This is a genomic window from Streptomyces sp. SCPE 10 (assembly GCF_051980735.1).
GTDB lineage: Bacteria > Actinomycetota > Actinomycetes > Streptomycetales > Streptomycetaceae > Streptomyces > Streptomyces misionensis.
Genome location: NZ_CP197069.1, coordinates 459,845 through 485,561 on the forward strand (window position 1 = coordinate 459,845; position 25,717 = coordinate 485,561).

The window sequence follows — 25,717 nt, forward strand, 5'->3', positions numbered from 1 at the left end:
GCCGGCCGGCCGGCGGTGGCGACGCGGATATCGCTGGGGTTCCCCCGCGGGCCGGGGACGCGGACATGGTCATGCGTGCAGATCTCCTTGCCTCGCCTCGCCCGCCGGGTGCGGCCCGGCTCCGAGGCTCGTGTACGTGCTGTCCACCAGGTCGTCGTTGAGGCGCTTCAGCAGACGGGTGAGCCGGCTGCGGTCCTCGGCCGGCCACGGCTCCAGCAGCCGGGCCAGCTCCGCCTCCCGCCGGCGTACGGCGCTCCGGTACGCCGCGTGACCTGCCTCGGTCGCGCTGAGCAGTGAGCCCCGGCGGTCCTCCGGGTCCGGTTGGCGTTCCACCAGTCCCCGGTCCACGAGCGAGCGCACCTGTCTGCTGACCGTCGACAGATCGAGGAAGACGTCCGCGGCCAGGTCGGTCGCGCGGCGCCGGCCGCAGGTCACCAGCCGGGCGAGCAGGATGCGGTCGGCCGCGCCGTACTCGAGGCCGGAGCGCTGGGTCCAGGCGGTGAAGAGCCGCGTGAGGCGCACCATCTCGGCGCCCAGGCCGGACGCCGCGGCCTCGGCGGCCGCCGTCTGGGTGCCCGGTGCCCCTGTACTCAACGCTTCGGTACTCCCCGTCTCGATGTGTGCCGTTCCGGCGGTCGCCGTCCGGGCCGTGGTCGACGCGCCGTCCGTCAGTACGGCGCGTTCCTGGCCCCTGCGGCTCGCGGTGCCGGTCGTCACTCGCATTCCGTTGCTTGCGGCTACCAAGTGAGTGTAGAGCCTCCCGGAGGCCGGCTGTACGCCGATGTCCGGACAGGCTTCGGCCGCGCGATGTCCCTTGCGGCGAGGGTGCAGGGTACCCGGCCCGCCTGTGTGCCCGGACCGCGCGGCACGTGCCCCGCCGCGTCCCCGGCCGGCCGGTGGTGTGCCCGCACGGCCGGCCGCGGTGGTGGCGCCCGGCCGGTCCACGAGGACGGACGAGGACACCGGATGCGGACCGGCGGGCCCGGGCCGGGCCGCCGCGCCGGGTCGAACATCCGTCGCCCCTCGTTCCCGGAACGTTCAACTCACTTCCCTGCCAGGGTTCTTCGGCGCCCGCCTACGGTCCTTGCGTTCTCGAAGGAGGGGTTCATGGACGCAAGTCTCGCGGTGCGGGCGCGCGGGATCGCGAAGTACTTCGGCGAGGTGGTCGCGCTCGACGGCGTCGATCTGGACGTGGCACAGGGCCGGATCCACGGTCTGGTCGGCCCGAACGGAGCCGGCAAGACGACGCTGCTCGGCCTGCTGCTGGGGCTGGCCGTCGCCGACTCCGGCGAGCTGGAGATCCTCGGGGTGCCGGTCGGACGGACAGTCGCCGCGGTGGACGGCGTGGCCGGTTTCGTGGACGGGCCCGGCCTGTACCCCTCGCTCACCGCCCGGCAGAACCTGGCCGCGCTGGCCGCCCTGCGCGGCAGCGGCGGCCGCCCGGCCGGGACCGAGGAGGCGCTCGCCGAGGTCGGCCTCGGCGAGGTCGCCGACGACCGGGTGCGCGGGTTCTCCCTCGGGATGCGCCAGCGGCTGGGCCTCGCCGCCGCCCTGCTCACCCGGCCCCGTCTGCTCGTCCTCGACGAGCCCGCCAACGGACTGGACCCGGCGGGCAAGCGGGATGTGCACGGCGTCCTCGACCGGCTCGCGGCGGACGGCACCGCCGTGGTCCTCTCCAGCCACCGGATGGACGACGTCGAGGCGCTGTGTTCCGAGGTCACCATCCTCGCCACCGGACGGATCGTGTTCTCCGGCCCGCCGGCCAAGCTGGCCGCCGAGAGCCGGGAACTGGACTACCGGCTGGTCACCTCCGACCCCGCGGCGGCGCGGCGGCTGGCCGCGGGCACGGACGGCGTGCGACTGGTGGAGGGCGGCGCGGCGCGGTACGGCGACGCGGTGGTCGTCGTACGCGCGGCGGTGCCCGCGCTCGACGAACTCGTGGCGAACGTCGTGCGGTCGGGCGTCGCGGTGCGTGAACTGGCGCCGCTGGTCTCACCGTTGGAGTCCGCCTTCCTCGCCCTCACCGAATCGCAGGAGGCCGTCCGATGACCGCGGACCTCACCGTGGCGCGCCCCGTGCCCGCCCGGCCGGTCTCCGTGCCGCGCGGCTACCGCTTCGAACTGGTCAAGCTGGTGTCCCAGTGGCGGATCAGGCTGCTGGTCCTCGCCTGCTGGATCGTGCCCGCGCTGTTCGTCGCCGGGGTGAGCCTGCAGAGCACGCTGCCCTCCGACACCCTGTTCGGGCGCTGGATGCATGCCACCGGCTGGGCCGGACCCCTGGTGGTGCTCGGTTTCGCGGGCACCTGGGCGCTGCCGCTGCTGACCTCGGTGGTGGCCGGTGACGTGTTCGCCGCCGAGGACCGGCTCGGCACCTGGCGCCATCTGCTCGTGGTCGTACGGTCGGCCCGGCGGATCTTCGTGGCGAAGACCCTGGCGAGCCTCACCGTCATCCTGCTGCTCGTGGCCGGGCTGGCCGCGTCCAGCGCGGTCGGCGGTCTGCTGGCGGTCGGCAACCAGCCGCTGGTGGGCCTCGACGGCCATCCGCTCGCGCCGTCCGACGCCGCCGTCAAGGTGCTGCTCGCGTGGACCGCCGTGCTCGCGCCGACGCTGGCGCTGGCCGGGGTCGGGCTGCTCGGTTCCGTGACGCTCGGGCGGTCCCCGATGGGGCTGCTGCTGCCCGCGGTCGTGGCGCTGGCGATGCAGCTCGCGCAGATGCTGCCGCTGCCCGTCGTCGTGCGCCTCGCGCTGCCCGGCTACGCCTTCATCGCCTGGAACGGGCTGTTCACCAGCCCGGGGCAGACGGGCCCGCTGCTCATCGGCGTGGCGGTGAGTCTCCTGTGGGCGGTCACCGCGACCGCGCTGGCCTACGCGCTGTTCCTGCGGCGCGACTTCACCAGTGCGGGCTTCGACGGCTCGGGCCGCCGCGCGGTCACCGGGGGGCTGCTGCCGCTGGTGGGCCTGCTCGTGGTGTCGGCCGCCGTGCTGGCCCCGGCGACCGGGGCCTCCGGCTCCGGGATCGAGCAGGACAAGGTGCAGCGCTCGCTGGCCACCGCCTTCGCCCACCTGTACCGCATGCAGACCGATCAGCTTCACCGACCCCACGTCACCGAGGCGCAGTTGAGGGCCACGGCGGCGTGCGACAAGGGCAGCGACAAGGTCGCGGCCCAAGGGCCGGGCAACGACTGGCGTTGCGTCGTCTCCTGGCACCTTCCCGGCGTCGAGGCCACCGGCACGGCCGTCTACCAGCTCGACGTCACATCGGACGGGCGGTTCGTCGCCGACGGCGACGGCCCGAAGGAAGTGAACGGCTACTTCCTGGTGCACACCCCGGCCGGGGACGCACCGAACCCGCTGTGGCAGTTCGACGGCAACGTCGAGCTGCTTCCCACCTCGAAGGGATAACCCATGCAGGTAACACGCCGCCGCAGGCGTGTCCAGAAGGAGCGCGCCGGCTTCCTGGCCGGACGCTTCGGCCGCCGCATACCGCTGGTGACGGCGGGCACCTCCGCGCTCGCGCTCGTCGCGGCCGGTGCCGCCTTCGCCCAGACCCACCAGTTCGGCGACCAGCAGGTCGGCCAGCACACCCGCAACGGCCAGGTCGTCTCCAGCGACCAGTACATCGCGCCGTACGGCGACCGGCTGGTGGTCGACAACGGCAAGATCATGTCGTCCACGGTCAGCCCGGACGGCACCCACCTCGCGGCCTCCGTCACCGACGGCGGCCGCGCGCTGGCCGTCGTGGACCTGAAGAACTGGAAGGTGCAGCAGGTCGTCGGCAACGCCGCGGCGTCCAGCCCCCGGATCAAGGGCAACGACGTGGGCCAGGAGGGTCCCGTCTACTCCCCCGACGGCAAGCAGCTGTGGCTGGGCCAGACCGACGGTTACACCCGCTTCACCGTGAACGCGGACGGCACCGTCTCCGACCCCACGTACATCACGATCCCGGCGGACGGCAGCAAGCACGCGCTGGTGGCCGCGGCGGTGTTCTCGGCGGACGGCTCCACCGTGTACTCGGCGGTCAACGGCCAGAACCGGGTGGTCGCGATCGACGCTGCGACCGGGGCCGTCGAGCAGAGCTGGACCGTGGGCACCGCCCCGCGCGGCCTGGTGCGGGTCGGCGACAAGCTCTACGTCGGCAACGAGGGCGGGCGTCCGGCCAAGGCCGGCGACACCACCATCAACTCGTACGGCACCCAGGTGCCGGCCGACCCGAAGACCGGCGCCACCACCACCGGCACGGTCAGCGTCATCGACCTGGCGCACCCCGCCGCCCCCGTCGCCGGCATCGCCGTCGGCCTGCACCCCACCGCCCTGTACGCCAAGAAGGGCGCGGTGTTCGTCACCAACACGGCGACCAACAGCGTGTCGGTGATCAGCACCGCCAACGACAAGGTCGTCCAGACGATCTCCACGCAGCCGTGGCCGGAGGCGTCGGTCGGCTACGAGCCCGACGCGGCGACGCTCACCGACGACGGACACCTCCTCGTCACGCTGGGCCGGGCCAACGCGGTCGCCGTCTACCGCTACACCAGCCCGCAGGAGCCGGTGAGTTACGTCGGTCTGCTGCCGACGGACTACTTCCCGGCGGAGATCACGACCGTCGGCAAGCAGGTGGTGATCTCCAACACCCGCGGTATCGACGCCCGCCGCCCCACCACCAGCGCCGGGCACGCCACCCACGACACCACGTCGAGCGTGCAGCGCTTCACGCTCCCCGACGACAGCGTGATCCGCGCCCAGACGGCCAAGGTCTTCCAGCAGAACGGCTGGACCAACGGCTCGGTCAAGGTGGCCAAGGGCAAGAGCCACGCCAAGCCGGTGCCGGTCCCCACGCGCCTGGGCGACCCGTCGACGATCAAGCACGTCTTCCTGATCGTCAAGGAGAACCGCACCTACGACCAGGTGCTCGGCGACGTGCCGCAGGGCAACGGCGACGCGTCGCTGGCCGAGTTCGGCGCCAATGTCACGCCCAACCAGCACGCGCTGGCCGAGCAGTTCGGGCTGTACGACAACACGTACGACATCGGCACCAACTCCGCCGAGGGCCACAACTGGCTGATGCAGGCGGACGACCCGGAGTACACCGAGTCCTCCGCCGGTGAGTACGCGCGCAGTTACGACACCGAGGACGACGCCCTCGGCCACCAGCGGACCGGGTTCCTGTGGTCCGGTGCGCAGGCGGCCGGCAAGTCGGTGCGCGACTTCGGCGAGTTCCAGCAGTTCCTGACCAAGCCGTCGGGCGCGAGCTGGCAGAACCTGTACTGCGACGCCAAGAACATGGACGCCACCGGGCAGGGCACGGCCTACCCGCTGAACTCGTCGTCGCCGATCCCGTCGCTCAACGACGTGTCGGTGCACGGCTTCCCGAAGTTCGACACCAGCGTCCCGGACCAGTACCGGTACCAGATCTGGAAGCAGGACTTCGAGAAGAACGGTCCGGCGAACCTGAACATGTTCTGGCTCTCCAGCGACCACACCGGCGGTCCGGCGAGCCCGGCCGCGCAGGTCGCCGACAACGACCTGGCCACCGGCAGGATCGTGGACGAGATCTCGCACAGCAAGTACTGGAAGGACTCGGCGATCTTCGTCGTCGAGGACGACTCCCAGGCGGGCCTCGACCACGTCGACGGCCACCGCGCCCCGGTCCAGATCATCAGCCCCTGGGCGCAGCACCACACGGTCGACAGCCACTACTACTCGCAGATCACGATGATCCGCACCATCGAGCAGATCCTCGGGATCCACCCGATGAACCAGAAGGACAGCGCGGCCACCCCGATGTCCGGCGCGTTCACCAGGCACCCGGACTACACGCCGTTCAAGGCGCTGCCCAACCGGACCTCGCTGACCGACGGGGTGAAGACCGCGCCGTCGTGCGGTGTGGACACCCCGGCGCCGCAGGACCCGAAGGCGGCCCCGGTGCCCGCGACGAAGGTGCCCGCGTCCGCGCGGACGCTCGCGTCGCAGTGGAGCACCTGGAAGTCCCAGCAGCGGCTGACCGGCCCGAACGCGGTGCCCGACTACGCCAACCCGGCCCAGATGAACCACTACACGTGGTACCAGACGCACAACTGGGCCAAACCCTACCCGGGCGAGAAGAAGCTCTACGCGCCGAGTGACGTCCCGGGCGCGTTCATCCCGTCGTCGGAGAACGACGGCTGACGCGACCCCACGGATCTCGGGCCCCTGGCCGGCGTGACGGCCGGCCGGGGGCCTGCGCCGTTTCCCGGTCCGCTTTCCGGTGCAGGTTTCCTCCATGTCCGATCCCTCCGCTTCTCCCGCCCCTTCCGTTCCCTCCGCCCCCTCCGTGCCGCGGTGGCCTTCCGGCTACCGCGGCCGCCCCGCCACCGCCGCCGACTCCGCCGCGGTGCACCGGCTGGTCAGGGCGTACGAGCGCGAACTGCACGGCCGGGTCACGGCCGGCGCCGACCACGTCATCGCCGATCTCGGCACGTCCGAGCGGGAGCCGTCCGGCGACGCGGTCCTGGTCCACGACCACGCCGGGGACCTTGCCGCCTGGGGCCGGGTGCGCGGGCGGCGGGCCACCGTCCATGTGCACCCCGGCCACCGCGGCCGGGGACTCGGCGGCGCCCTCCTCGCCTGGACCGAGGCGCGGGCGAGGCACCTGGGCGGCGACCGGCTCGCCCAGACGATCTCCGACGAGGACCTCGCGGCGACCGCGCTGCTGCGCCGCGGCGGGTACGCCCGGCTGGTCACCGAGTGGCTGCTGGAGATCGCGCTGCCCGCCGCCGGGCATGTGTCCGAGCCGCCGGCGGGCATCACGGTGCGCGCCTTTCGCCCGGGCGACGAGGAGGCGGCGTACCGGCTCACCGAGGACGCGTTCGACGAGTGGCAGCAGCGGCGCAAGACCTACCCGGAGTGGGCCCGGCACACGGTCGACCGGCCCACGTTCACGCCCGCCGCGTCACCGCTCGCCTTCGCGGACGGCGAGTTGGTCGGCGTACTGCTGTCGCTGGACGCCCCGGACGGCGACGAAGGGTACGTCGAGCGGCTCGCGGTGCGGCGCGACCACCGCGGCCGGGGCATCGCCCGGCTGCTGCTGCACGAGGCCTTCCGCGCCTTCCACCACCGGGGAAGGCGCGCCTGCACCCTGTGGACCCACTCGGACACCGGGGCGCTGCCGCTGTACCAACACCTCGGCATGACGGTGCGGCGCAGCTCCACGGTGTACGGCAGGGCACTGGACGCCGAGTAGCCGGCCCGGGGGCTGTCCCCCGCAGGCACGCTGGTGCGGGCCCCCGTACCAGTCCGGCTGTCAGCCGGAGTGATCGCGGCAGGGCCGCTGCCTACCGTGCTGTACATGGCAATTCCCTTGGTCAGTGCGGTACTTCGCACACGCACCGCCCTCGCGGCCGGGGTGGTGGCCACCGTGCTGGCCGCCGCGCCGGTGGCGGCCGCGCAGCCACGGCCGGACGCGTCCGGCTCCTGCGGCACGCACGAGGCCGTGCACCGGTCGGTGCGGCGACTGGTGGCACAGGACCGGATCGCCGGGGCCTCGGTCCTCGTCACCGAGCCTTCGGCGCGGCCGGGGTGCGCGCGCTGGTCCGTGACGGACGGGGTGGCCGACCTCGGCACCGGCCGCCCGATGAACACCACGGACCGGCTGCGCGTCGGCAGTGTCACCAAGACCTTCACCGCCACCGTCGTCCTCCAACTGGCCGCCGAGCACCGGCTGTCCCTGGACGCCCCGGTCGAGCGCTATCTGCCGGGTCTGATCCGGGGGCACGGATACGACGGCCGGCGGATCACCGTCCGCGGGCTGCTCCAGCACACCAGCGGTCTGCCCGACTACCTCGACGCGCCCGAGTGGGAGAACCCGGAGGCGCTGCGGTTCCGCCACTTCGAGCCGCGCGAACTCGTCACCCGCGCGCTGCGGTTGCCGCCTCCGGAGCGGACCTGGCACTACGCGACCACCAACTACCTGGTCGCCGGACTGATCGTCCGGAAGGTCACCGGTCACTCGCCCGAGACGGAGGTGATCCGTCGTGTCGTCGCACCGCTCGGGCTGCGCGACACCTCCTGGCCCGGCGACGACCCCCGTATCCAAGGGCCGCATTCCGACAGCTACTTCACCGGTGCCGACGGCCGCCGGGTCGACGGCACCGACTGGAACATGACCTTCGGCGGTGTCGGCGGCGCCCTGGTGTCCACCCAGGCGGATCTGACCCGGTTCGCCACCGCGCTGCTGGACGGGCGGCTGCTGCCCCCGGCCCAACTGGCCGAGATGCGGCGCTCGTTGCCCGCCGACCCGGACCGGCTCTGGCCCGGCGCCCGCTACGGCCTCGGCCTGATCTCCACGCCGTTGTCCTGCGGCGGCTCCTGGTGGGGCCACGGGGGAACCGTGCCGGGCGGCCACCGGGCGCTGGTCGCCGCCGGGCCCGGCGGGCGCACCGTGGCCCTGGCCCTCAACCAGGTCCCGGACACGCTCCGGGCCGAACAGGACTTCCTCGACGTGGTCGACAAGGCCCTGTGCGACCACTCCCCCACCACCGAAAGGACCCCCGCATGACGAGCCCCGTCACCGACGGCGGCGAGCGCCGCCCGCGTGCAAACCGCGTCCGCCGCCTCGGGGCGCGGACCGCTCCGGTGGCCGCGCTGAGCCTGGCGGGCGCGCTCACCCTGGGCGTCGCACCGGCCGCCACCGCAGCCTCCGCGGCCTCCGGTGCCTCGCGAGCCTCCGCGACCGCGGGAGCCGATCCTCTCGCCCGCTTCCACCACCAGCGCCTCGACTGGAAGAGCTGTGCGCTCGGCCCCGACGACACCACCGGCACGGCGCTGGAGGCGGCGGGCGCCCGATGCGCCGACGTCACCGTGCCGTTGGACTACACGCGCCCCGGCGGCCGTACGATCAAGGTCGCCGTCTCCCGGATCCGGGCCACCGACACCGCGCACCGCATCGGCGCGCTGCTCCTCAACAGCGGCGGACCCGGCGGGCAGACGATCGGCGACCCGCCGTGGGTGCGCCAGGCGATGAAGGAGGTCGGCGGGCGGTACGACGTCGTCGGCGTCGACCCCCGCTTCGTGGGCCGCAGCACGGTGCTGGACTGCCAGTGGCCCACCGGCACCATGATCCGCGGCGCGGGCACCGGCCGCGCCGGCTTCGACCGTTCCGTGGCCCTCTCCGCGGACCTCGCCCGGCGTTGCCGCGACCACGCGGGCGACCTGGTGCCGTACGCGAGCACCCGCAACACCGCCCGCGACATGGATGTGATCCGGGCCGCGCTGGGCGAGCGCAGGATCTCCTACCTGGGCTACTCGTACGGCAGTTACCTCGGCGAGGTGTACGCCACGATGTTCCCCGGTCGCACCGACCGGGTGGTCCTGGACGGTGTGATCGACCCGGCCCGCTACGGCCCGAGGCTCCTGCGGGGCACGGACGACGCGCAGTGGCACGCCCTGCGCGACTGGGCGGACTGGGCCGCCGCGCACGACGCGGCCTACGGCCTGGGGCACACCCGGGACGCGGTGCTCGCGGCGGTGGAGCGGGCCAGGTCGGCCGCCGCCCGCGAGCCGCTGCGGCTGGGCGAACACCGGGTGGACGACCACGTCCTGCCCGTCGTCGTCTTCAACGGGCTCTCCCAGGACAACCCCGAGGCCTTCGGCGACCTCGCCCTGGCCGTGCGGGACCTGCGCGACGCCGCCGACGGCCGTACCGTGTCCCCCACCCCCTGGCTGGCCGACACGCTGCGGTTCATGCTGACGGGGCACGACTCCGCCTACGGCAGCGCGCAGACGGCGATCCTGTGCGCCGACGGGACCGCGCCGCGCGACCCGGAGACGTACTGGCGTGATCTGCGCCGGGCCGGAACGCGGGACCGGCTGATGGTGCCCGTCACCGACAACATCAACCCGTGCGCGTTCTGGGACACCCCGCGCGAGCGGCCGACGACCATACGCGCCGATCTGCCGGCCCTGCTGGTGAACGCGACCGGCGACCCGCGCACCGTCTACCCCGGCGCCGAGGCCGTCCACCGCAACTGGCCCAGTTCCCGCCTGGTGACCCTGCGCGACGCCGACCAGCACGCGGTGTTCGGCGTCTTCGGCAGCTCGTGCGTGGACGACGCGGTGAACGCGTACCTGGCCGGCGGCCGTACCCCGGCCACGGACCTGACCTGCCCCCGACCCTGACACCGCTCCCCGAAGGGCCCAGCCCCCGCCGCCGGGCCCTCGACCGAGTGGGTGCCTTCCGGCGCGCCGGGCGGCACGGCTCCCGAGGCGGCTCCTAGCCTCGCAGCATGCCCCGGCTTCCCTCCCATGTACGCGCCTGTCTGTTCGACCTCGACGGGGTCCTCACCCAGACCGCCACGGTGCACGCGGCGGCCTGGAAGGAGATGTTCGACGCGTATCTCCGCGAGCGCGCGGCGCGCGAGGGGACACCGTTCGTGCCCTTCGACGCGACCCGCGACTACGACGCGTACGTGGACGGGCGCCCCCGGGAGGACGGGGTGCGCACGTTCCTCGCCTCGCGCGGGGTGCGCCTGCCCGAGGGGACGCCGGACGACCCGCCGGCCGCCGAGACCGTATACGGGCTGGGCACCCGCAAGAACGAGCTGGTGCTGCGCCGGATCCGGGAGGACGGCGTGCGGCCGTACGAGGGTTCGGTCCGCTTCCTGCACGCGGTGCGCGAGGCCGGTCTGCGGTGCGCGGTGGTCTCGTCCAGCGCCAACGCCCGCGACGTGCTGACCGCGGCCGGTATCGGGGACCTCTTCGACGGGCGGATCGACGGGGTGGTGGCGCACGAGCGGCGACTGCGGGGCAAACCCGCGCCGGACACCTATCTGGAGGCGGCCCGCGAGCTGGCCGTGGAGCCCGGCGCCGCCGCCGTGTTCGAGGACGCGCTGGCCGGCGTGGCGGCGGGGCGGGCGGGACGGTTCGGGCTGGTGGTGGGGGTCGACCGGGTGGGTCAGGCGGACGAGCTGCGGGCGCACGGCGCGGATGTGGTGGTGCGTGACCTGGCGGAACTCCTGGAGTCGCGGTGATCACCCATCCCAATTACGCGGTCGAGCCCTGGTCCCTGCGCGAGACCGGGCTGAACCTGGACGTGCTGGCCCAGAGCGAGTCGGTGTTCGCGCTGTCCAACGGGCACATCGGCTGGCGCGGCAACCTCGACGAGGGCGAGCCCCACGGACTGCCCGGCGCCTACCTCAACGGCGTCCACGAGAAGCACCCGCTGCCGTACGCGGAGGCCGGCTACGGCTACCCCGAGTCCGGCCAGACGATGATCAACGTCACCGACGGCAAGGTCATCCGGCTGCTGGTGGACGACCACCCGTGCGATCTGCGCTACGGCCGGCTGCTGTCCCACGAGCGGGTGCTGGACTTCCGCACCGGCATCCTCGGCCGCACCGCCCGCTGGACCTCGCCCGGCGGCCGCACGGTGCGCATCACCTCGCGGCGGCTGGTGTCCTTCACCCAGCGCGCGGTGGCGGCGGTGGTCTACGAGGTGGAGCCCGAGGACGGACCGGCCTCGGTGGCCATCCAGTCCGAGCTGGTCGCCAACGAGCAACTCCCGCACGTCGAGGGCGATCCACGGGCCGCCGCCGCCACCGATTCCCCGCTGACGGCGGAGGAGCACTACGCCGAGGACACCCGGCTGCGCCTCGTCCACCACACCGAGCGCAGCGCCCTGCGGGTGGGCACGGCGGCCGACCACATCGTGGAGGGTCCCGAGGGCACCCGCTGGTCGGCGCAGTGCGAGCCCGACGTCAGCCGGCTGACGGTGACCGCGGACCTGGCGCCCGGACAGCCGCTGCGGCTGGTCAAGTTCGTGGCCTACGGGTGGTCCGCGGAGCGTTCGCTGCCGAGCATGCACGATCAGGTGGACGGCGCCGTGGCGGTCGCCGTCAGCACCGGCTGGGACGGTCTCGTCGCCGCCCAGCGGGAGTATCTGGACCGGTTCTGGGCGGGCGCGGACGTCGCGGTGGAGGGGGACGCGCAGATCCAGCAGGCGGTGCGGTTCGCCCTCTTCCACGTGCTCCAGGCGGCGGCCCGCGGCGAGAACCGGGCGATTCCCGCGAAGGGCCTGACCGGGACCGGGTACGACGGGCACTCGTTCTGGGACACCGAGTCGTATGTGATGCCGGTCCTGACGTTCACCGCGCCCGAGGCCGTGGCGTCCGCGCTGCGCTGGCGGCACAGCACCCTGCCGACGGCGCGGCAACGCGCGCGCCAGTTCGGCTTCGCGGGCGCGATGTTCCCCTGGCGGACCATCGAGGGCGCCGAGTGCTCCGCCTACTGGCCGGCCGGCACCGCCGCCTTCCATATCAACGCGGACATCGCGCTGGCCACGGTCCGGTACATCGCGGCGACCGGGGACGAGGACTTCGAACGCGGTGTGGGGCTCGACCTGTTGGTGGACACCGCCCGGCTGTGGCGCTCCCTCGGTCACCACGACCCGGAGGGCGTCTTCCACATCGACGGGGTCACCGGTCCCGACGAGTACAGCGCCATCGCCCGGGACAACCTCTACACCAACCTGATGGCTCGCCAGAACCTGCTGGCCGCCGCGGACGTCGCCACCCGCCATCCGGACCGGGCCGGCGAACTCGGCGTGGGCGACGAGGAGACGGCGGGCTGGCGGGACGCCGCGGCCCGCATGGCGCTCCCGTACAACGAGGACCTGGGCGTGCACGAGCAGTCGGCCGGGTTCACACACTTCCAGCGCTGGGACTTCGACGCGACCCCGCCGGAGAACTACCCGCTGCTGCTCAACTACCCCTATTTCGACCTGTATCGCAAGCAGGTGGTGAAGCAGGCCGACGTGGTGCTGGCGATGCTGGAGTGCCCGTACGCGTTCACCGAGGAGGAGAAGGCCCGCAACTTCGCCTACTACGAGGCGCTGACGGTGCGCGACTCGTCCCTGTCGGCGTGCTGCCAGGCGGTGCTCGCCGCCGAGACCGGGCATCTCAGGCTGGCCTACGCCTATCTGAACGAGGCGGCGCTGATGGACCTGGAGGACCTGGAGCACAACACCCGCGACGGGCTGCACATCGCCTCCCTCGCCGGAACGTGGATCGCCCTCGTCGGCGGCTTCGGGGGTCTGCGCTGGCACCTCGGGAAGGACGACCGGCCGGACGTCCTCGGCTTCGCGCCCCGCCTGCCCGAAGCCCTGTCCCGGGTGGTGTTCACGGTGCAACTGCGCGGCCGCCGGCTGAAGGTGGACATCGGCCGGACCCGGGTCGGCTACCGGCTGGCCGACGGCGAGCCGCTGACGGTGCTCCACCACGGGGAGCCGGTGACCGTGACCGCCGAGGCGTCGCTGGAGCGCCCGATCCCGCCGGTGCCCGCGCGTCCGGAGCCGCAGCAGCCCCGCAGCCGCCGCCCGCAGGGCCCGGGCGAGCCGGAGGAGCCCCGGCCGGAGGCCCCGGAGCAGTAGCCCGTTCACCCGGACGGGTACATCCCGGTGACGAGTCGGGGCGCGTACGCATGACCGTCCGCCGGCCGGTGAGACATCGGACATGGGGATGAGCATGGACGAACCGTCGCCGGGCGGCCCGTTACCGGGACCGCGGCGCTTCCCGGCCGCTTCCGACGTGGTGTTCACGGCGGACTTCGCCTCCACCGCCCAGTGGGTCGCGGTCCGCTCCCGCGCCCATGCCGCCGACGACCCGGACCATCCGGACCACGACAGGCTGGACCATCCGGTGGACGACCCCCGCTACTGCCGCTCCGGGGTCTTCCGCGCCACCCGCCTGCCGTACGGCCGCTGGCACACGGGGCTGCTGACCACCCGGGGAAGCCGGGAGGGGTTCACCGTGCGACCGGGTGATGTGCTGGACGCGCGGGTGCGGCTGCCCCGGGAGACCGGCGCCTGGCCGGCCATCCGGGCCTGGTGGGACGGCGGCCAGGGCGTCGACGTGTTCGAGTACCACGCGGACGACCCGGACCAGATGGTGTTCACCAACCGTGTGCGCAGCGCGAGTTGCCATCTGCGCGACGACGCGGTCCGCCCCGGCGCATGGGTGGACGTGCGCACCGAGTTCGGACCGCGCTGTGTGATCTGGTCGCTGAACGGCGCCTCGGTCTTCGCCGACCACCGGGGCGTGGGGCACGCCTGGCGGGCCCATCTGGTCGTCGGCCTGGCGGTGAGCGCCGGGCGCTACCATCCGTCCCCGGAGCCCGGGACGACCGAGATGTCGTTCGAGGTGGGCAGCCTGGCCGTGCGCCGCCCCTCCGGCGGGGGCCGGACGGCGTACGCACGGCCCTTGTGAGGAGGGTGGCCGCTGCATGCCCGTACCGAGTCTGCTGGCGGTGTTCGCGCACCCGGACGACGAGTCGCTGTCGGCGGGCGGGGTGCTGGCCCGGCACGCGGCGGCGGGCGCCCGTACCGGGGTGGTCACCGCTACCTGGGCCGAGGGCACCGGGCGCGCCGGGGAGCTGGCGGAGGCGCTGCGCGTCCTCGGCGCGGGCGAGCCCCGGCTGCTCGGTTACGCGGACGCGCGGGTGCCGTGGTCGGCGCCCGGCCGCGCACGGTTCTGCGACGCGCCGCTGGACGAGGCGGTGGGGCGGCTGGTGGCACACATCCGCGCCTTCCGCCCGGGCGTCGTGGTCACCCACGACGCCTACGGCGGGCTGCCGGGTCACCCAGACCATGTGCACACGCACCGGGTGACCGTGCTCGCCGCCCAGGCGGCCGGGCTCGCGGGGCTCTACCCGGACGCCGGTGACCCCTGGCAGCCGGGCGCGCTCTACCTGGCCACGCATCCGCACTCGGTGGTCCCGGCGCTGCGGGAGGTGATCGGCGAACGCAAGACGGTGTACAGCGTTCCGGACGAGCGGGTCACGGCGACGGTCGATGTCGGCCCCTGGGTCGAGCAGAAGACCGCCGCGGTGCTGGCGCACCGCTCCGAGGTGGCGCGCGGAGCCCTGCCGGGGCTGATCGCCAAGCTGACGCCCCGGGAGCGGGCGCGGCTGCTGGGCACCGAGTGGTTCATCCGCCACGACCTCGCGACCACGACGTCGTCGGGCACCGAGCTGACCGTCTGACCGCCGAGAGGCGGGGGCCCGCCCGATTGGCCATGCTGGGCTGAGAGTGACCCTTTCGCGCGACAAGGAGCACGGCATGCCGACGGACACGGTCGGACGATTCATGGCGGCCCTGGACGCCGATCAGCGCGAGGCCGTCGGCGCGAAGCCGCGCGCCGAACAGGAGCAGCTCGCGGCGGCCTGGGAACGGGAGCTGGAGGCGGACGACGAGCTCGACACGCTGGACGAGCTGTCCCCGCCGGCCGCGGAGGCCGAGGCGGCCCGCCGCGTGCTGCACCGCGAAGCCGGGTAACGCCCGCACCGGCCCGCCCGGCACCGTCGCACCTGGCCGGCCTGCCGCTCGCACCGGCCCGCCGGACACCTGACCGCACCGGGCCGCCCTGCCGCTCGCACCGGGGCCCGGCGGCGCCGCCGGGCGGACCGGACGGCCCGCGTCGGGCAGGGGGAGCGGCACGCCCCTGGGCACGCCCCTGCGCGGCCGGCCGGGTGGCGTCCTGGACGGACTCGCGGACCCTGCCGACGGGGCCGGTGGGAACGGGGGCTACTGTCACCTGTCGTCCGTTGTGCTCCCCGTCCGCAGCAGGAGGCGGCTTTTCCATGTCAGGTCATGCGACGGCCGCCCTTTCGGCCGGGAGCCTGCCGGAGCTGACACTCGGCCGCGCGCTCGGGTCGTGGCAGCCGGATGTGCCCGCGCTGATCCTGATCGTCCTGCTGGGCGGCCTGTACGGCTGGGGTGTGCTGCGGGTGCACCGGTCGGGCGGGAGCTGGTCGCCGGGCCGCAGCGCCGCGTTCGCGCTGCTGGGTCTCGGTGGTCTGGCGGTGGCCACGATGTCGAGCCTCGCGGTCTACGACCACGAGCTGTTCTGGCCGGCCGCGGTGCAGAACGTGCTGCTGGACCTCATCGCCCCGCTGGGCCTGGCCCTGGGCGATCCGCTGCGGCTCGCCATCGAGGCGCTGCCCGGCGAGGGGGCCGGGCGGGTGCAGAAGGCGATGTCCGGCCGGCTCGTACGACTGCTCACCTTTCCGCTGGTCAGCACCGCCCTGGTGCTGGCGACCGAGCTGACGGTCTACTTCACGCCGTACTTCGCCACGGCCCTGCGCGTGGGCTGGCTGCACGAGCTGATGTACCTGCATCTGCTGGTGGCCGGCTGTCTCTTCGTGGTGCCGGTCCTCACCCGCGAGGAGGCGCTGCCCACGTGGTGCAGCCACCCGGTGCGGGCGGCGCTGGTGTTCCTGGACGGCGTCATCGACGCGGTGCCCGGCCTCGTGGTGATGACGCACGGCACGCTGATCGCGGGCGCCTGGTATCTGCACCACGCGCCGTCCTGGTCGCCGGACGTCGCGCACGACCAGCAGATCGGCGGCGGTGCGATGCTGAGCATCGCCGAACTGGTGGCGCTGCCCTTCCTGCTGGCGATCCTCGTGCAGTGGGCGCGCGCCGAGCGGGTGCAGGCCGCGGCCCTCGACCGGCGGCTGGACCGCGACCTGACGCCCGTGGCGCCCCGCACGGCCGGGGCCGACGCGGCCCGGGCCGGGGACGAGGCCGTACGGGTGCGTCCCTGGTGGGAGACGGAGCAGAACGACGTGGCCGCCAGGATCCGCCGCCAGCGCGGCGAGGACTGACCGGCGCGGCTCAGGGCCGGGCGCCCCGGGCCAGGATGACGGCGTAACGGCACTCGGCGCCGGTGCTGTTGGCGAAGACACGCTCGGCGGGCTCGCCGAGTTCGATGCTGTCCCCCGGCCCGAGGTCATGGCACCGCTCGCCGTCGTGGAAGGTCAGCCTGCCGTCGAGGACCCAGACGACCTGGCGCACGAAGGCGAAGGCCGCGGCCGGATACGGCACCCGGGCCCCGGCGGGCAGCCGGATCTCGGCGACCTCGGCGGGAAAGTCCGGTCCGGTGATCTGGCGGCGCCGGTAGCCGGTGGCGGGGTCCTGCCACTCGGCCGTGCCGGTACGGCGGGACGCGCCCGCCGCGCCGTCCGGCCCCGGCCCCGCCGTCCCGTCCCCGTCCTCCGCGAGGGCGAGCAGGGAGGCGATGCTCAGCTGGAAGGCGGCGGACAGCTTGCCGAGCACCACGGCGGTGGGGCTGCTCTCGCCCCGTTCGATCCGGTTGATCATCGCACGGGAGACCCCGGACGCCTCGGCCAGCTGGGCCAGGGTCCAGCCGCGCCGCTCCCGCTCGGCGTGGACGCGGTTCGCGATCCGCCCCACCAGGGGATCTACTATGTTGGACATGCTTCCAATATATGAGAGGGCCGGTGCCGTGACCGTGCGCCGGGCGCACGCCGGTGATGCGGAGGCGGTGCGCGCGATCCGCAACCATGCGATCGAGCACTCGACGGCCCTGTGGACCGAGACCCCGCAGTCGGCCGCCGAGGGCGCGGCCTGGCTGGCCGCGCACCTGGAGCGCGGCTCGGCGTTCGTGGCCGAGACCGACGGCGAGGTGGCGGGGTTCGCCGTCTTCGCGCCGTGGCGGGCCCTGGACGGCTACCGGCACACGGTGGAGGACTCGGTCTACGTCCGCGAGGGCCGGCACGGTCTCGGCATCGGCTCCGCGCTGCTGGCGGCGCTGATCGCGGCGGCGCGCGAGGCGGGCCACCACCTCGTGATCGCCGGTATCGAGGCGGGCAACGGGGCGTCGATCCGGCTCCATGAACGCTTCGGCTTCGAACACGCGGGGACGGTGCGGGAGGCCGGGATCAAGTTCGGCCGCCGGCTGGACCTGACACTCATGCGGCTGCCGCTGGACTGAGTCGCGGCGCCCCTCGTCCTGCGCCCGCCGGGATGCGGGGCGGGGTGGGCGGTCGTTTACTGAAGCCGTTCGGTGGAGCCGTCGACCGTGGCCCGCCGGCGGTGTCGCCGGACACCGCCGAAGCGCCGCCGGGTGGTGGAGGTGGAGCGGGCGTGAGCGGCACGGTCGGGCAGCCAGCCGGGTCCGCGGCGGCCGACGACCCCGGACGGACCCTGCTGACTCGCGGTTACCTCCGGCTGCTGGTGCTGTCGCTGGGCCTCGGGGTGCCCATCGCGTTCGCCAGCTTCTTCTTCGTCGGTCTCCAGCACTGGCTCCAGCACCTGGTGTGGCAGGAACTGCCGCACACGCTCGGACTCGGACGGCCCCCGTGGTGGTGGCCGCTGCCCGCGCTGACGCTGGCCGGGCTGATCCTCGCCCCGATCGTCACCCGGCTGCCCGGGGCCGGGGGCCATGTCCCGGTGCACGGTCTCGGTGGCGAGCCCGTCGGCCCGCGGGCCCTGCCGGGCGTGGTGCTGGCCGCCGTACTGACCCTTCCGCTGGGTGTGACCCTCGGCCCGGAGGCGCCGCTGATGGCGGTCGGGTCCGCGCTCGCCCTGCTGGGGCTGCGCGCCCTGGGCCGGCATCCGGCGGACGCCCCTTCGGCGACGGTCGTGGCCACCGCCGGGTCCACGGCGGCGATCTCCACCATCCTGGGCGGCCCGGTGGTGGCGGCCGTCATGGTCGTGGAGGCCGCCGGGCTGGCCGGGCCCCGGCTCACCGTGCTGCTGCTGCCCTGTCTGACCGCCAGCGGGGCCGGCGCGCTGGTGTTCACCGGCTTCGGCCGCTGGACCGGGCTGTCGACCGGCGCCCTCGCCCTGCCGAAGCTGCCGCCGGACACCACACCGGACGCGGGCGACTTCCTGTGGGGGCTGCCGGCGGCCGCGCTGATCGCCGTGGTCGTCTCGGTGGCGCACCGGCTCGGCGAGCGGACCCACCGGTGGACCTCGGCGCGTGCCACGGGGACGCGCACCCTGGCGTGCGCCATGGCCGCCGGGGTCTGTCTGGCGGCGTACGCGCTGCTGACCGGGCGTTCGCCCGAGGAGGCGGCGCTGTCCGGGCAGGCGATGCTCGCCCGGTTGGCCGAGGACCCGCACGGCCTGCCGGTGCTCGCGCTGGTCGCACTGGTCGTCTGCAAGGCGCTCGCCTGGGGCATCAGCCTGGGCAGTCTGCGCGGTGGGCCGATCTTCCCGGCCGTGCTGATCGGGGTGGCGATGGGGGTGGCCTGCTCGGGACTGCCGGGGTTCGGGGCCGCCCCGGCGATCGCGCTGGGCATCGCGGCGGCGGCCACGGTCGTCACCGGCCTGCCCCTGACCGGCTCGGTCCTGGCGGTGCTGCTGCTCGGCCGCGACGCCTACAACCAGATGCCGCTCATCGTCCTCGCGTCCGTCACCGCCCTGCTCATCAGCCGCCTGCGGCTCCGGCGCCGGCCGGCGACCGGCCCGGCCGACGCATAGGAACGCCCCGGCGCGGGGAGGCGGGCCGGGGCTCGCCGACGACGCTATGTGCCGGGCCGTGCCCCGCGGGCGCCCCCTGATGCGGCGCTGACGCGCGGGAGCCCCTTTTTGACGGGATGTTGAGGCCCGCCGGGCGGCGCGGGTCAGGACGGTCGGCCGCCGAGCCGCCAGGGATGCACCTCGATGCGGGCGTAGCGGTCCTCGGTCAGCGGGGCGCGGGCGGCGGCCGGGTCCGGGGCACACGGCGGCGCCGCCGTGCCCGGCCGTGCGGTGGCGTCGTCGGAGAGCGGCGGGCCGTAGGCGATCAGGCCGGCACGGCGCTCGGCCGGTACCGCGAGTCCGGCGGCCTCGCCCTCGCCGAGGCCGAGCACCAGGGAGCGGTCGTCGCCGGCGCCGGGAGAACTCCTCGGCCCACCCTCTCGCGCCGTCTGCCGCCACAGCACTCCCTTTTCCGGGGCCCGGTGTGTTCCGCTCGCCCGCGCGGGGCAGGACACCCCGCGGGCGTTCCACGTGCGGCACCGGGAGAAACCATGCACGGTGGGACAGTCGGCCGTCCGCCCGCGCGTCCGACGGCCGGAAGACACGAGGAGAGCCGATGTCCGATGCCGTAGCGCCGGCGCAGCCGGTACTGGAGCCCGCCGCGGCCGAGTTCGCGGCGGCCACCGCCAAGCCGCCGTTCCTGTTCGACCTGCCGCCGGCCGAGGGCCGCAAGGCGGTCGACGAGGTGCAGTCCGGTGACATCGAGAAGCCGGCGGTCGACGAGGAGTGGATCACCGTCTCGGGCGGTCCGACGGGCAGTGTGCGGGCGCGGATCGTCAGGCCCGCCGGTGCCTCCGGGGCGCTCCCGGTCGTCCTGTATCTGCACGGCGCCGGCTGGGTCTTCGGCAACGCCCACACCCATGACCGCCTGGTGCGGGAACTCGCCGTCGGTGCCGGGGCCGCGGTGGTCTTCCCCGAGTACGACCTCTCCCCCGAGGCGCGTTACCCGGTCGCCATCGAGCAGAACTACACCGTCGCCCGCTGGGTGGTCGAGCAGGGCGCGACCAAGGACCTGGACGGCTCGCGGCTGGCCGTCGCCGGGGACTCCGTCGGCGGCAACATGACCGCGGCGCTCACCCTGATGGCCAAGGAGCGCGGCGGCCCGGCGCTGGCGCAGCAGGTGCTCTTCTACCCGGTCACCGACGCGAGCTTCGACACGCCGTCGTACCACCAGTTCGCCACCGGCTACTTCCTGCGCCGGGACGGGATGCAGTGGTTCTGGGACCAGTACACGACCGACGCGGCCGACCGCGCCCGGATCACCGCCTCGCCGCTGCGCGCCACGACCGAGCAGCTCAGCGGGCTGCCGCCGGCGCTGGTCATCACCGGCGAGGCGGACGTCCTGCGCGACGAGGGCGAGGCCTACGCGGGCAAGCTGCGCGCGGCGGGCGTCCCCGTCACCGCCGTACGCTTCCAGGGCATCATCCACGACTTCGTGATGCTCAACGCCCTGCGCGGGACACACGCCGCGCAGACCGCCATCGACCTGGCCTGCCGCACCCTGCACAAGGCGCTGCACACCGACTGAGGCCGGGCGGCGCCACCCGCGCCCGGGCGACCGGCCCGAGCCTGTGCCGTCGGGACGGTTGCCCCGGGCGTGCGGCCCGGATTTCATGGGGCCCATGTCCCACGGCTCATCGCCCATGAACGATCCGGTGCTCTTCTTCGCCACGCGGCGGGAGTGGGAGGAGTGGCTGGAGGAGAACCACGCGGACGCCAGGGGCGTGTGGCTGAAGATCGTCCGGAAGGACTCCGCGCCGCCGGTCCCCGACGCGGTCGACTACCCGGGCGCGTTGGAGTCCGCACTCTGCTTCGGCTGGATCGACGGGCAGAAGAAGAGGCTGGACGAACGGCACTGGCTCCAGCGGTTCACCCCGCGGCGGCCCGCCGGCCGGTGGTCGCGGGTGAACCGGGAGAAGGCCACGCGGCTCATCGAGGAGGGCCGGATGCGGCCCGCCGGTCTGCGGGAGGTGGAGCGGGCCCGGGCCGACGGCCGCTGGGAGGCGGCCTACGCCGGCCCGCGCACGGCCACGGTCCCCGACGACCTGCGCGCCGCCCTGGACGCCGTGCCACGCGCGGCCGCCTTCTTCGCGACCCTGGACAGCCGCAACCGCTTCGCCGTCCTCCACCGCGTCGAGGAGGCGAAGCGGCCCGAGACGCGGGCGGCCCGCATCGCCAGGTTCGTCGCCATGCTCGCCGAGGAACGAAAGCTCCATCCCTGAGGGCCTTTTGCGTCCCTGTGCGGCGGATCGACGGCGTCGCCCGGTGCGTTCGTGCGCGCGTCCGGCCGCGGCGGCGCCCGGCCGGTGGACCGGGCGCCGCCGCCGTTCACCTTCAGGCCGCTGGGGCGACCGTCCGGCGAAGGTGCCGGGCGAGGAACCGGACCGCGCTGTCGGCCTCGAACCTGGGCATGTCGAAGTGCCTGCCCGCGTTGGCGTGCAGCGTCTTCTCCGTCGAGGCGAAGGCGTCGAACAGTGCGAGGGCGGCCTCGCGCGGGATGCGCTCGTCGTCCCACTGCACGGCGAACTCGATCGGGACGGTGATCCGCTTCGCCGTCTCGAACAGGGCGTCGGGCCAGTTCATGCCGAAGGCCGCGGCCGTGATCCGGGGCTCGGCCGCCACCAACGGCACCCCGATCGCGGTGCCCAGGCCGATGCCGAAGTAGCCCACCGGCCCGTCGGCGCCGATCTCCGGAAGTTCCTGGAGGGCGTCCAGGGTGGCCTGCCACTCGGGCACGGCCCGTTCGGCCAGGCGGGCGTTGTAGGGGACGACGATCGGGCCTTCCGGTGCGCCCGCCGCCTGTGCCTTGCGCAGCTCGGCGATGTCCCGCTCGTCCTGCGCGGAGCGCGGCCGGTCGCCGTGACCGGGCGCGTCGACGACCGCGACATGGAAGCCGTGGCCGGTGACGAGAAGGCGGGCCCGGCCTGCCATCGCCGGGTGCTTCTTGTGGTGGCCGCCGCCGTGGCCCAGCAGGACCAGGGGGGCGCGCTCGGTACCGGAGGCGGGCGACCAGAGGACCCCGGGGACGTCGCCCACGGTGAAGTCGCGCTCGACCATGCCGTCCGACGACGACTCGGCGGTGAATTGCAGCGATTGCATGAGGTGTTGCCTTTCGGGAGGGCCTTGGTGTCGAGGCGCTCCCGGCGACACCTACGTCAGTCGCCGGCCGTGACGGGAAGGGAGAGCACCCACGTCGATACAGCGTTCATGGGTCTCACCTCCTCGGGCGGTGTCACGGTCGACCGCAAACTACCGGGCTGATCATCATGCCGTCCAATCCTTTTCGCTCGGGTTCGCTCGGGTTCGCTCGGGAGGCGTCCTCGGCGGGTTCGGGCGCGCCATCGCCGCATGTCCGGATGATCCGTCTCCGTACCGCTTACGATGCGTAAGCGAAGCCTGATCGATCCTTATCGATTCGCATCGATCTCTTTCGAGCCTTGTCGACTGGAGCAGGTATGACCGGTGATCCCGAGCCGATCAGTGCCGAGGCGCGGCGCGCGCTGGAGCAGGAGTTGGCGGATCTGCTGGATGAGCGCCGAATGGTCGCCGGAACGCTGAAGGACAACCCGGAGGTGGGCGACCAGGCCGATCAGGCGGACGAGTTGCAGCGGGTGAACCAGCTGGACCGTCTCGACCGCCGGATCGCGGACATCACCGAGCGGCTGCGCCAGGCGGAGCTGGCCGGGCCCGCGCGGACCGATGTGGTCGGCGTCGGCAGCACGGTCACCGTGCGGTTCGCGGACGGCTCGGTGGAGACCTTGCAGATCGGCGAGGGGGCCGAGGCGCTGGACCAGAACCTGGTCACCGCGGACAGCCCGCTCGGCCGTGCCCTGCTCGGCCGCCGCACGGGAGACAGCGTCCGGTACGACACCCCGGACGGGCCCGCGAGCGCGGCCGTGGAGTCGATCGGGGAGCCGCCCGCGTAGCACGACGCGCCGTCAGGCGGGCTTGCGCACGAAGCAGTGCAGGGTGTCCTTGTCCACGTCGGCGACGATGGTGTCCCCGGGATCGGCCTCGCCACTGAGCAGCAGGGTGGCGATGCGGTTGTCGAGTTCCGCCTGGATGGTGCGGCGCAGCGGACGGGCGCCGAACTCCGGCTGGTGGCCGTGGGCGATCAGCAGCTTCTTGGCGGCCTCCGTGACCTCCAGCCGCATGCCCTGGGCATGCACCCGGCGCTTGCTCTGGTCCAGCAGATGGTCCACGATCCGCGACAGATCGTCCTCGGTGAGGCCGTGGAAGATGATGATGTCGTCGATGCGGTTGAGGAACTCGGGCAGGAAGCGGCCCCGCAGGTCCTCCATCAACTCGTCCTTCAGCTCGGACACATCGCCCTTGTGGTCGAGGATGCGGTGCGCGCCGATGTTCGACGTCATGATGACGACGCAGTGCCGGAAGTCGACGGTGCGGCCCTGCGCGTCGGTGAGACGGCCGTCGTCCAGGATCTGCAGCAGGGCGTTGAAGACATCGGGGTGCGCCTTCTCCACCTCGTCGAACAGCACGACGCTGTACGGCTGGCGGCGCACCTTCTCGGTGAGCTGGCCCGCCTCCTCGTAGCCGACGTACCCGGGCGGGGCGCCGACGAGCCGGGCGACGGTGTGCTTCTCCTGGAACTCGCTCATGTCGAAGCGGACCATGCGGTCCTCCTCACCGAACAGCAACGCGGCAAGCGTCTTGGCGAGTTCGGTCTTGCCCACCCCGGTGGGGCCGAGGAACAGGAAGGAGCCGACGGGGCGATCAGGGTCGCCCATGCCCGCGCGGTTGCGGCGCACGGCCTGGGAGACCGCGGTGACCGCCTCGTCCTGGCCGACGATCCTGGCGTGCATCTCCTCTTCCAGCCGCAGGAGTTTCTCCTTCTCGCTGGCGGTGAGCTGGGAGACGGGGATCCCGGTGCGCCGGGAGACGACGTCCGCGATGTCGGACGCGGTGACGGAGACGACGCCCTCCCGGCGTTCCTCGATGCCGGCGAGCTCGGCCTCCACCTCGGCGACCTCCCGCTTCAGCTCCGACGCCCGCTCGAAGTCCTCGGCGGACACGGCCTGTTCGAGCTCCCGGCGGAGCTTGGCGATCCGGTCCTCGCGGCTGACGACCTCGGTGGAGCGGCCCGCGCTGCGCAGCCGTACCCGGGCGCCCGCCTGGTCCATGACGTCAATGGCCTTGTCCGGCAGGAAGCGGTCGGTGATGTAGCGGTCCGACATCTCGGCCGCGGCCACCAGCGCGCCGTCGTCGAACCGGACCTGGTGGTGCGCCTCGTAGGCGTCCCGCAGTCCTTCCAGGATCTGCACCGTCTCCTCGACGGTCGGCTCGGGCACCATCACCGGCTGGAACCGGCGCTCCAGCGCGGCGTCCTTCTCGACGTACTTGCGGTACTCGTCGATGGTGGTGGCGCCGACGACGTGCAACTCACCGCGGGCCAGCGCCGGTTTGAGCATGTTGCCCGCGTCCATGGAGCCCTCGCCCGTCGCCCCGGCGCCGACGACCGTGTGCAGTTCGTCGATGAAGAGGATGATGCTGCCGCCGGCCTTCTGGACGTCCTCGATGACCTTCTTCAGCCGCTCCTCGAACTGCCCCCGGTACTGCGCGCCCGCCACCATGCCCGACAGGTCGAGCGCGACGACCCGCTTGTTCTTCAGGGTGTCGGGGACCTCGCCGGCCACGATCCGCTGGGCGAGGCCCTCCACGATCGCGGTCTTGCCGACGCCGGGCTCGCCGATCAGCACGGGGTTGTTCTTGGAGCGCCGGGACAGGATCTCGACGGTCTGCTCGATCTCCTCGGCCCGGCCCACCACCGGGTCCAGCTTGCCCGCCTTGGCCTCCTCGGTCAGATCGCGGCCGTACTCGTCCAGCGTGGTCGCCGGCTGTTTGCGTTCGGGGGGCGTGCTCTCGGAGCGGGCTGCCTGTTGGGCGAGGCCCGCCAGTTTCCCGGTGTCCATGCCCTCGGCCCGCAGCAGCCGGGCCGCGCCGGTGTCGCTGTCGCCGAGCAGCGCGGCGAGGATGTGCTCAGGGCCGATGTACGACACCCCGGCCGCCTGGGACTGGGCGTAGGCGGCACCGAGGGTGCGCTTGGCCGCGGGGGTGAGGCCGGGCTGCGCGGCGGGCTGGTCGGACTCGCTGGGCAGCACCTTGGCGATCTCGTTGGCGAGGGTGTCGGGGTCCACGTCCACCTGGAGCAGCAGCCGGCGCGAGGGCTCGACCTTCGTGGCGGCCCACAGCAGGTGCTCGGTGTCGAGGTCGGACGTGCCGTCCTCGGCCGCCCGCTGCGCGGCCAGGTTGAGGAGTTGCTGCGACGACTCGGTCAGCAGCCGTCCGATCGGCACCCGCTGCACCGCGGGCGGCGAGGACGTCGGCGACATCCCGAAGAAGCGGTTCAGCAAATCGCTGAAGGGGTCCTGGGAACCGAACGGGGCGCCGAACGACATCGACATGAGAA

21 protein-coding genes and 1 pseudogene are annotated in these 25,717 nt (G+C 73.5%); 17 read left to right on the plus strand and 5 right to left on the minus strand.

Annotation, left to right across the window (positions count from 1 at the left end):
- Window positions 1-69 precede the first annotated feature (69 nt).
- Entirely contained in the window at window positions 70-717 is a 648-nt protein-coding gene (locus tag ACSP97_RS02155) for a MarR family winged helix-turn-helix transcriptional regulator (RefSeq protein ID WP_355329779.1), read from the minus strand.
- 390 nt (window positions 718-1,107) lie between these two features.
- Between ACSP97_RS02155 and ACSP97_RS02160 the strand changes: the two genes are divergently transcribed.
- From ACSP97_RS02160 to ACSP97_RS02215, 12 genes are all read left to right on the plus strand, one after another.
- Window positions 1,108-2,049, plus strand: a complete 942-nt coding sequence (locus ACSP97_RS02160; protein WP_440556184.1) for an ABC transporter ATP-binding protein — start codon at window positions 1,108-1,110, stop codon at window positions 2,047-2,049.
- Entirely contained in the window at window positions 2,046-3,401 is a 1,356-nt protein-coding gene (locus tag ACSP97_RS02165; RefSeq protein ID WP_440556185.1) for an ABC transporter permease, read from the plus strand. The genes ACSP97_RS02160 and ACSP97_RS02165 overlap by 4 nt, the downstream gene beginning before the upstream one ends.
- Window positions 3,402-3,404: 3 nt before the next feature.
- Window positions 3,405-6,161, plus strand: a complete 2,757-nt coding sequence (locus tag ACSP97_RS02170) for a phosphoesterase (protein ID WP_440556186.1) — start codon at window positions 3,405-3,407, stop codon at window positions 6,159-6,161.
- A 94-nt stretch (window positions 6,162-6,255) separates the two neighbouring features.
- A complete protein-coding gene (locus ACSP97_RS02175) occupies window positions 6,256-7,215 on the plus strand; it encodes a GNAT family N-acetyltransferase (protein ID WP_435644365.1) in 960 nt (319 codons plus the stop codon).
- 105 nt (window positions 7,216-7,320) lie between these two features.
- Window positions 7,321-8,529 (plus strand): serine hydrolase domain-containing protein, encoded by a 1,209-nt coding sequence (locus ACSP97_RS02180; RefSeq protein WP_440556187.1) that lies wholly within the window; start codon window positions 7,321-7,323, stop codon window positions 8,527-8,529.
- A complete protein-coding gene (locus tag ACSP97_RS02185) occupies window positions 8,526-10,148 on the plus strand; it encodes an alpha/beta hydrolase (RefSeq protein ID WP_440556188.1) in 1,623 nt (540 codons plus the stop codon). Before ACSP97_RS02180 ends, ACSP97_RS02185 begins: the two co-directional genes overlap by 4 nt.
- A gap of 107 nt (window positions 10,149-10,255) precedes the next feature.
- Complete coding sequence (locus ACSP97_RS02190) at window positions 10,256-10,999, plus strand: HAD family hydrolase (protein ID WP_358273100.1); 744 nt, start codon at window positions 10,256-10,258, stop codon at window positions 10,997-10,999.
- Entirely contained in the window at window positions 10,996-13,395 is a 2,400-nt protein-coding gene (locus ACSP97_RS02195) for a glycoside hydrolase family 65 protein (protein WP_358676809.1), read from the plus strand. Before ACSP97_RS02190 ends, ACSP97_RS02195 begins: the two co-directional genes overlap by 4 nt.
- A gap of 94 nt (window positions 13,396-13,489) precedes the next feature.
- Window positions 13,490-14,230, plus strand: coding sequence for a beta-glucanase (locus tag ACSP97_RS02200; protein ID WP_440556189.1), 741 nt, complete (start codon window positions 13,490-13,492; stop codon window positions 14,228-14,230).
- A 16-nt stretch (window positions 14,231-14,246) separates the two neighbouring features.
- The gene (locus tag ACSP97_RS02205) at window positions 14,247-15,005 is read left to right on the plus strand and encodes a PIG-L deacetylase family protein (protein WP_440556190.1); all 759 of its coding nucleotides are present in this window, start codon (window positions 14,247-14,249) and stop codon (window positions 15,003-15,005) included.
- A 76-nt stretch (window positions 15,006-15,081) separates the two neighbouring features.
- Window positions 15,082-15,297 carry a hypothetical protein gene (locus tag ACSP97_RS02210; RefSeq protein ID WP_070025006.1) on the plus strand — a complete coding sequence of 72 codons (216 nt, stop codon included), beginning with the start codon at window positions 15,082-15,084 and terminating at the stop codon, window positions 15,295-15,297.
- A gap of 305 nt (window positions 15,298-15,602) precedes the next feature.
- Window positions 15,603-16,628 carry a cytochrome c oxidase assembly protein gene (locus tag ACSP97_RS02215; protein WP_355329756.1) on the plus strand — a complete coding sequence of 342 codons (1,026 nt, stop codon included), beginning with the start codon at window positions 15,603-15,605 and terminating at the stop codon, window positions 16,626-16,628.
- A 10-nt stretch (window positions 16,629-16,638) separates the two neighbouring features.
- Here the strand turns inward: ACSP97_RS02215 and ACSP97_RS02220 are convergent, their stop codons facing one another.
- Entirely contained in the window at window positions 16,639-17,241 is a 603-nt protein-coding gene (locus ACSP97_RS02220) for a helix-turn-helix domain-containing protein (protein ID WP_355152255.1), read from the minus strand.
- On the opposite strand from ACSP97_RS02220, the gene ACSP97_RS02225 reads away from it, so the two are divergent.
- Entirely contained in the window at window positions 17,240-17,758 is a 519-nt protein-coding gene (locus tag ACSP97_RS02225) for an N-acetyltransferase family protein (protein ID WP_435644359.1), read from the plus strand. The two genes, ACSP97_RS02220 and ACSP97_RS02225, sit on opposite strands and share 2 nt — an antisense overlap.
- A 32-nt stretch (window positions 17,759-17,790) precedes the next feature.
- Entirely contained in the window at window positions 17,791-19,251 is a 1,461-nt protein-coding gene (locus tag ACSP97_RS02230) for a chloride channel protein (protein ID WP_440556191.1), read from the plus strand.
- 143 nt (window positions 19,252-19,394) lie between these two features.
- Here ACSP97_RS02230 and ACSP97_RS02235 read toward each other — a convergent pair.
- Window positions 19,395-19,640, minus strand: a pseudogene (locus ACSP97_RS02235) (YciI family protein); the annotation flags it as partial.
- 206 nt (window positions 19,641-19,846) lie between these two features.
- Between ACSP97_RS02235 and ACSP97_RS02240 the strand changes: the two are divergent.
- Together ACSP97_RS02240 and ACSP97_RS02245 are read left to right on the plus strand one after the other, a co-directional pair.
- Entirely contained in the window at window positions 19,847-20,818 is a 972-nt protein-coding gene (locus ACSP97_RS02240) for an alpha/beta hydrolase (RefSeq protein ID WP_355152252.1), read from the plus strand.
- 85 nt (window positions 20,819-20,903) lie between these two features.
- Window positions 20,904-21,512, plus strand: coding sequence for a YdeI/OmpD-associated family protein (locus ACSP97_RS02245; protein ID WP_440556192.1), 609 nt, complete (start codon window positions 20,904-20,906; stop codon window positions 21,510-21,512).
- A 112-nt stretch (window positions 21,513-21,624) separates the two neighbouring features.
- On the opposite strand, the gene ACSP97_RS02250 is transcribed toward ACSP97_RS02245, so the two are convergent.
- Window positions 21,625-22,389 (minus strand): alpha/beta hydrolase, encoded by a 765-nt coding sequence (locus tag ACSP97_RS02250; protein ID WP_364725384.1) that lies wholly within the window; start codon window positions 22,387-22,389, stop codon window positions 21,625-21,627.
- A 356-nt stretch (window positions 22,390-22,745) separates the two neighbouring features.
- Between ACSP97_RS02250 and ACSP97_RS02255 the strand changes: the two genes are divergently transcribed.
- Complete coding sequence (locus ACSP97_RS02255; RefSeq protein WP_355152249.1) at window positions 22,746-23,216, plus strand: GreA/GreB family elongation factor; 471 nt, start codon at window positions 22,746-22,748, stop codon at window positions 23,214-23,216.
- Between the two features lie 12 nt (window positions 23,217-23,228).
- On the opposite strand, the gene ACSP97_RS02260 is transcribed toward ACSP97_RS02255, so the two are convergent.
- Window positions 23,229-25,712 carry an ATP-dependent Clp protease ATP-binding subunit gene (locus ACSP97_RS02260; RefSeq protein WP_440556193.1) on the minus strand — a complete coding sequence of 828 codons (2,484 nt, stop codon included), beginning with the start codon at window positions 25,710-25,712 and terminating at the stop codon, window positions 23,229-23,231.
- Between the last annotated feature and the right edge of the window lie 5 nt (window positions 25,713-25,717).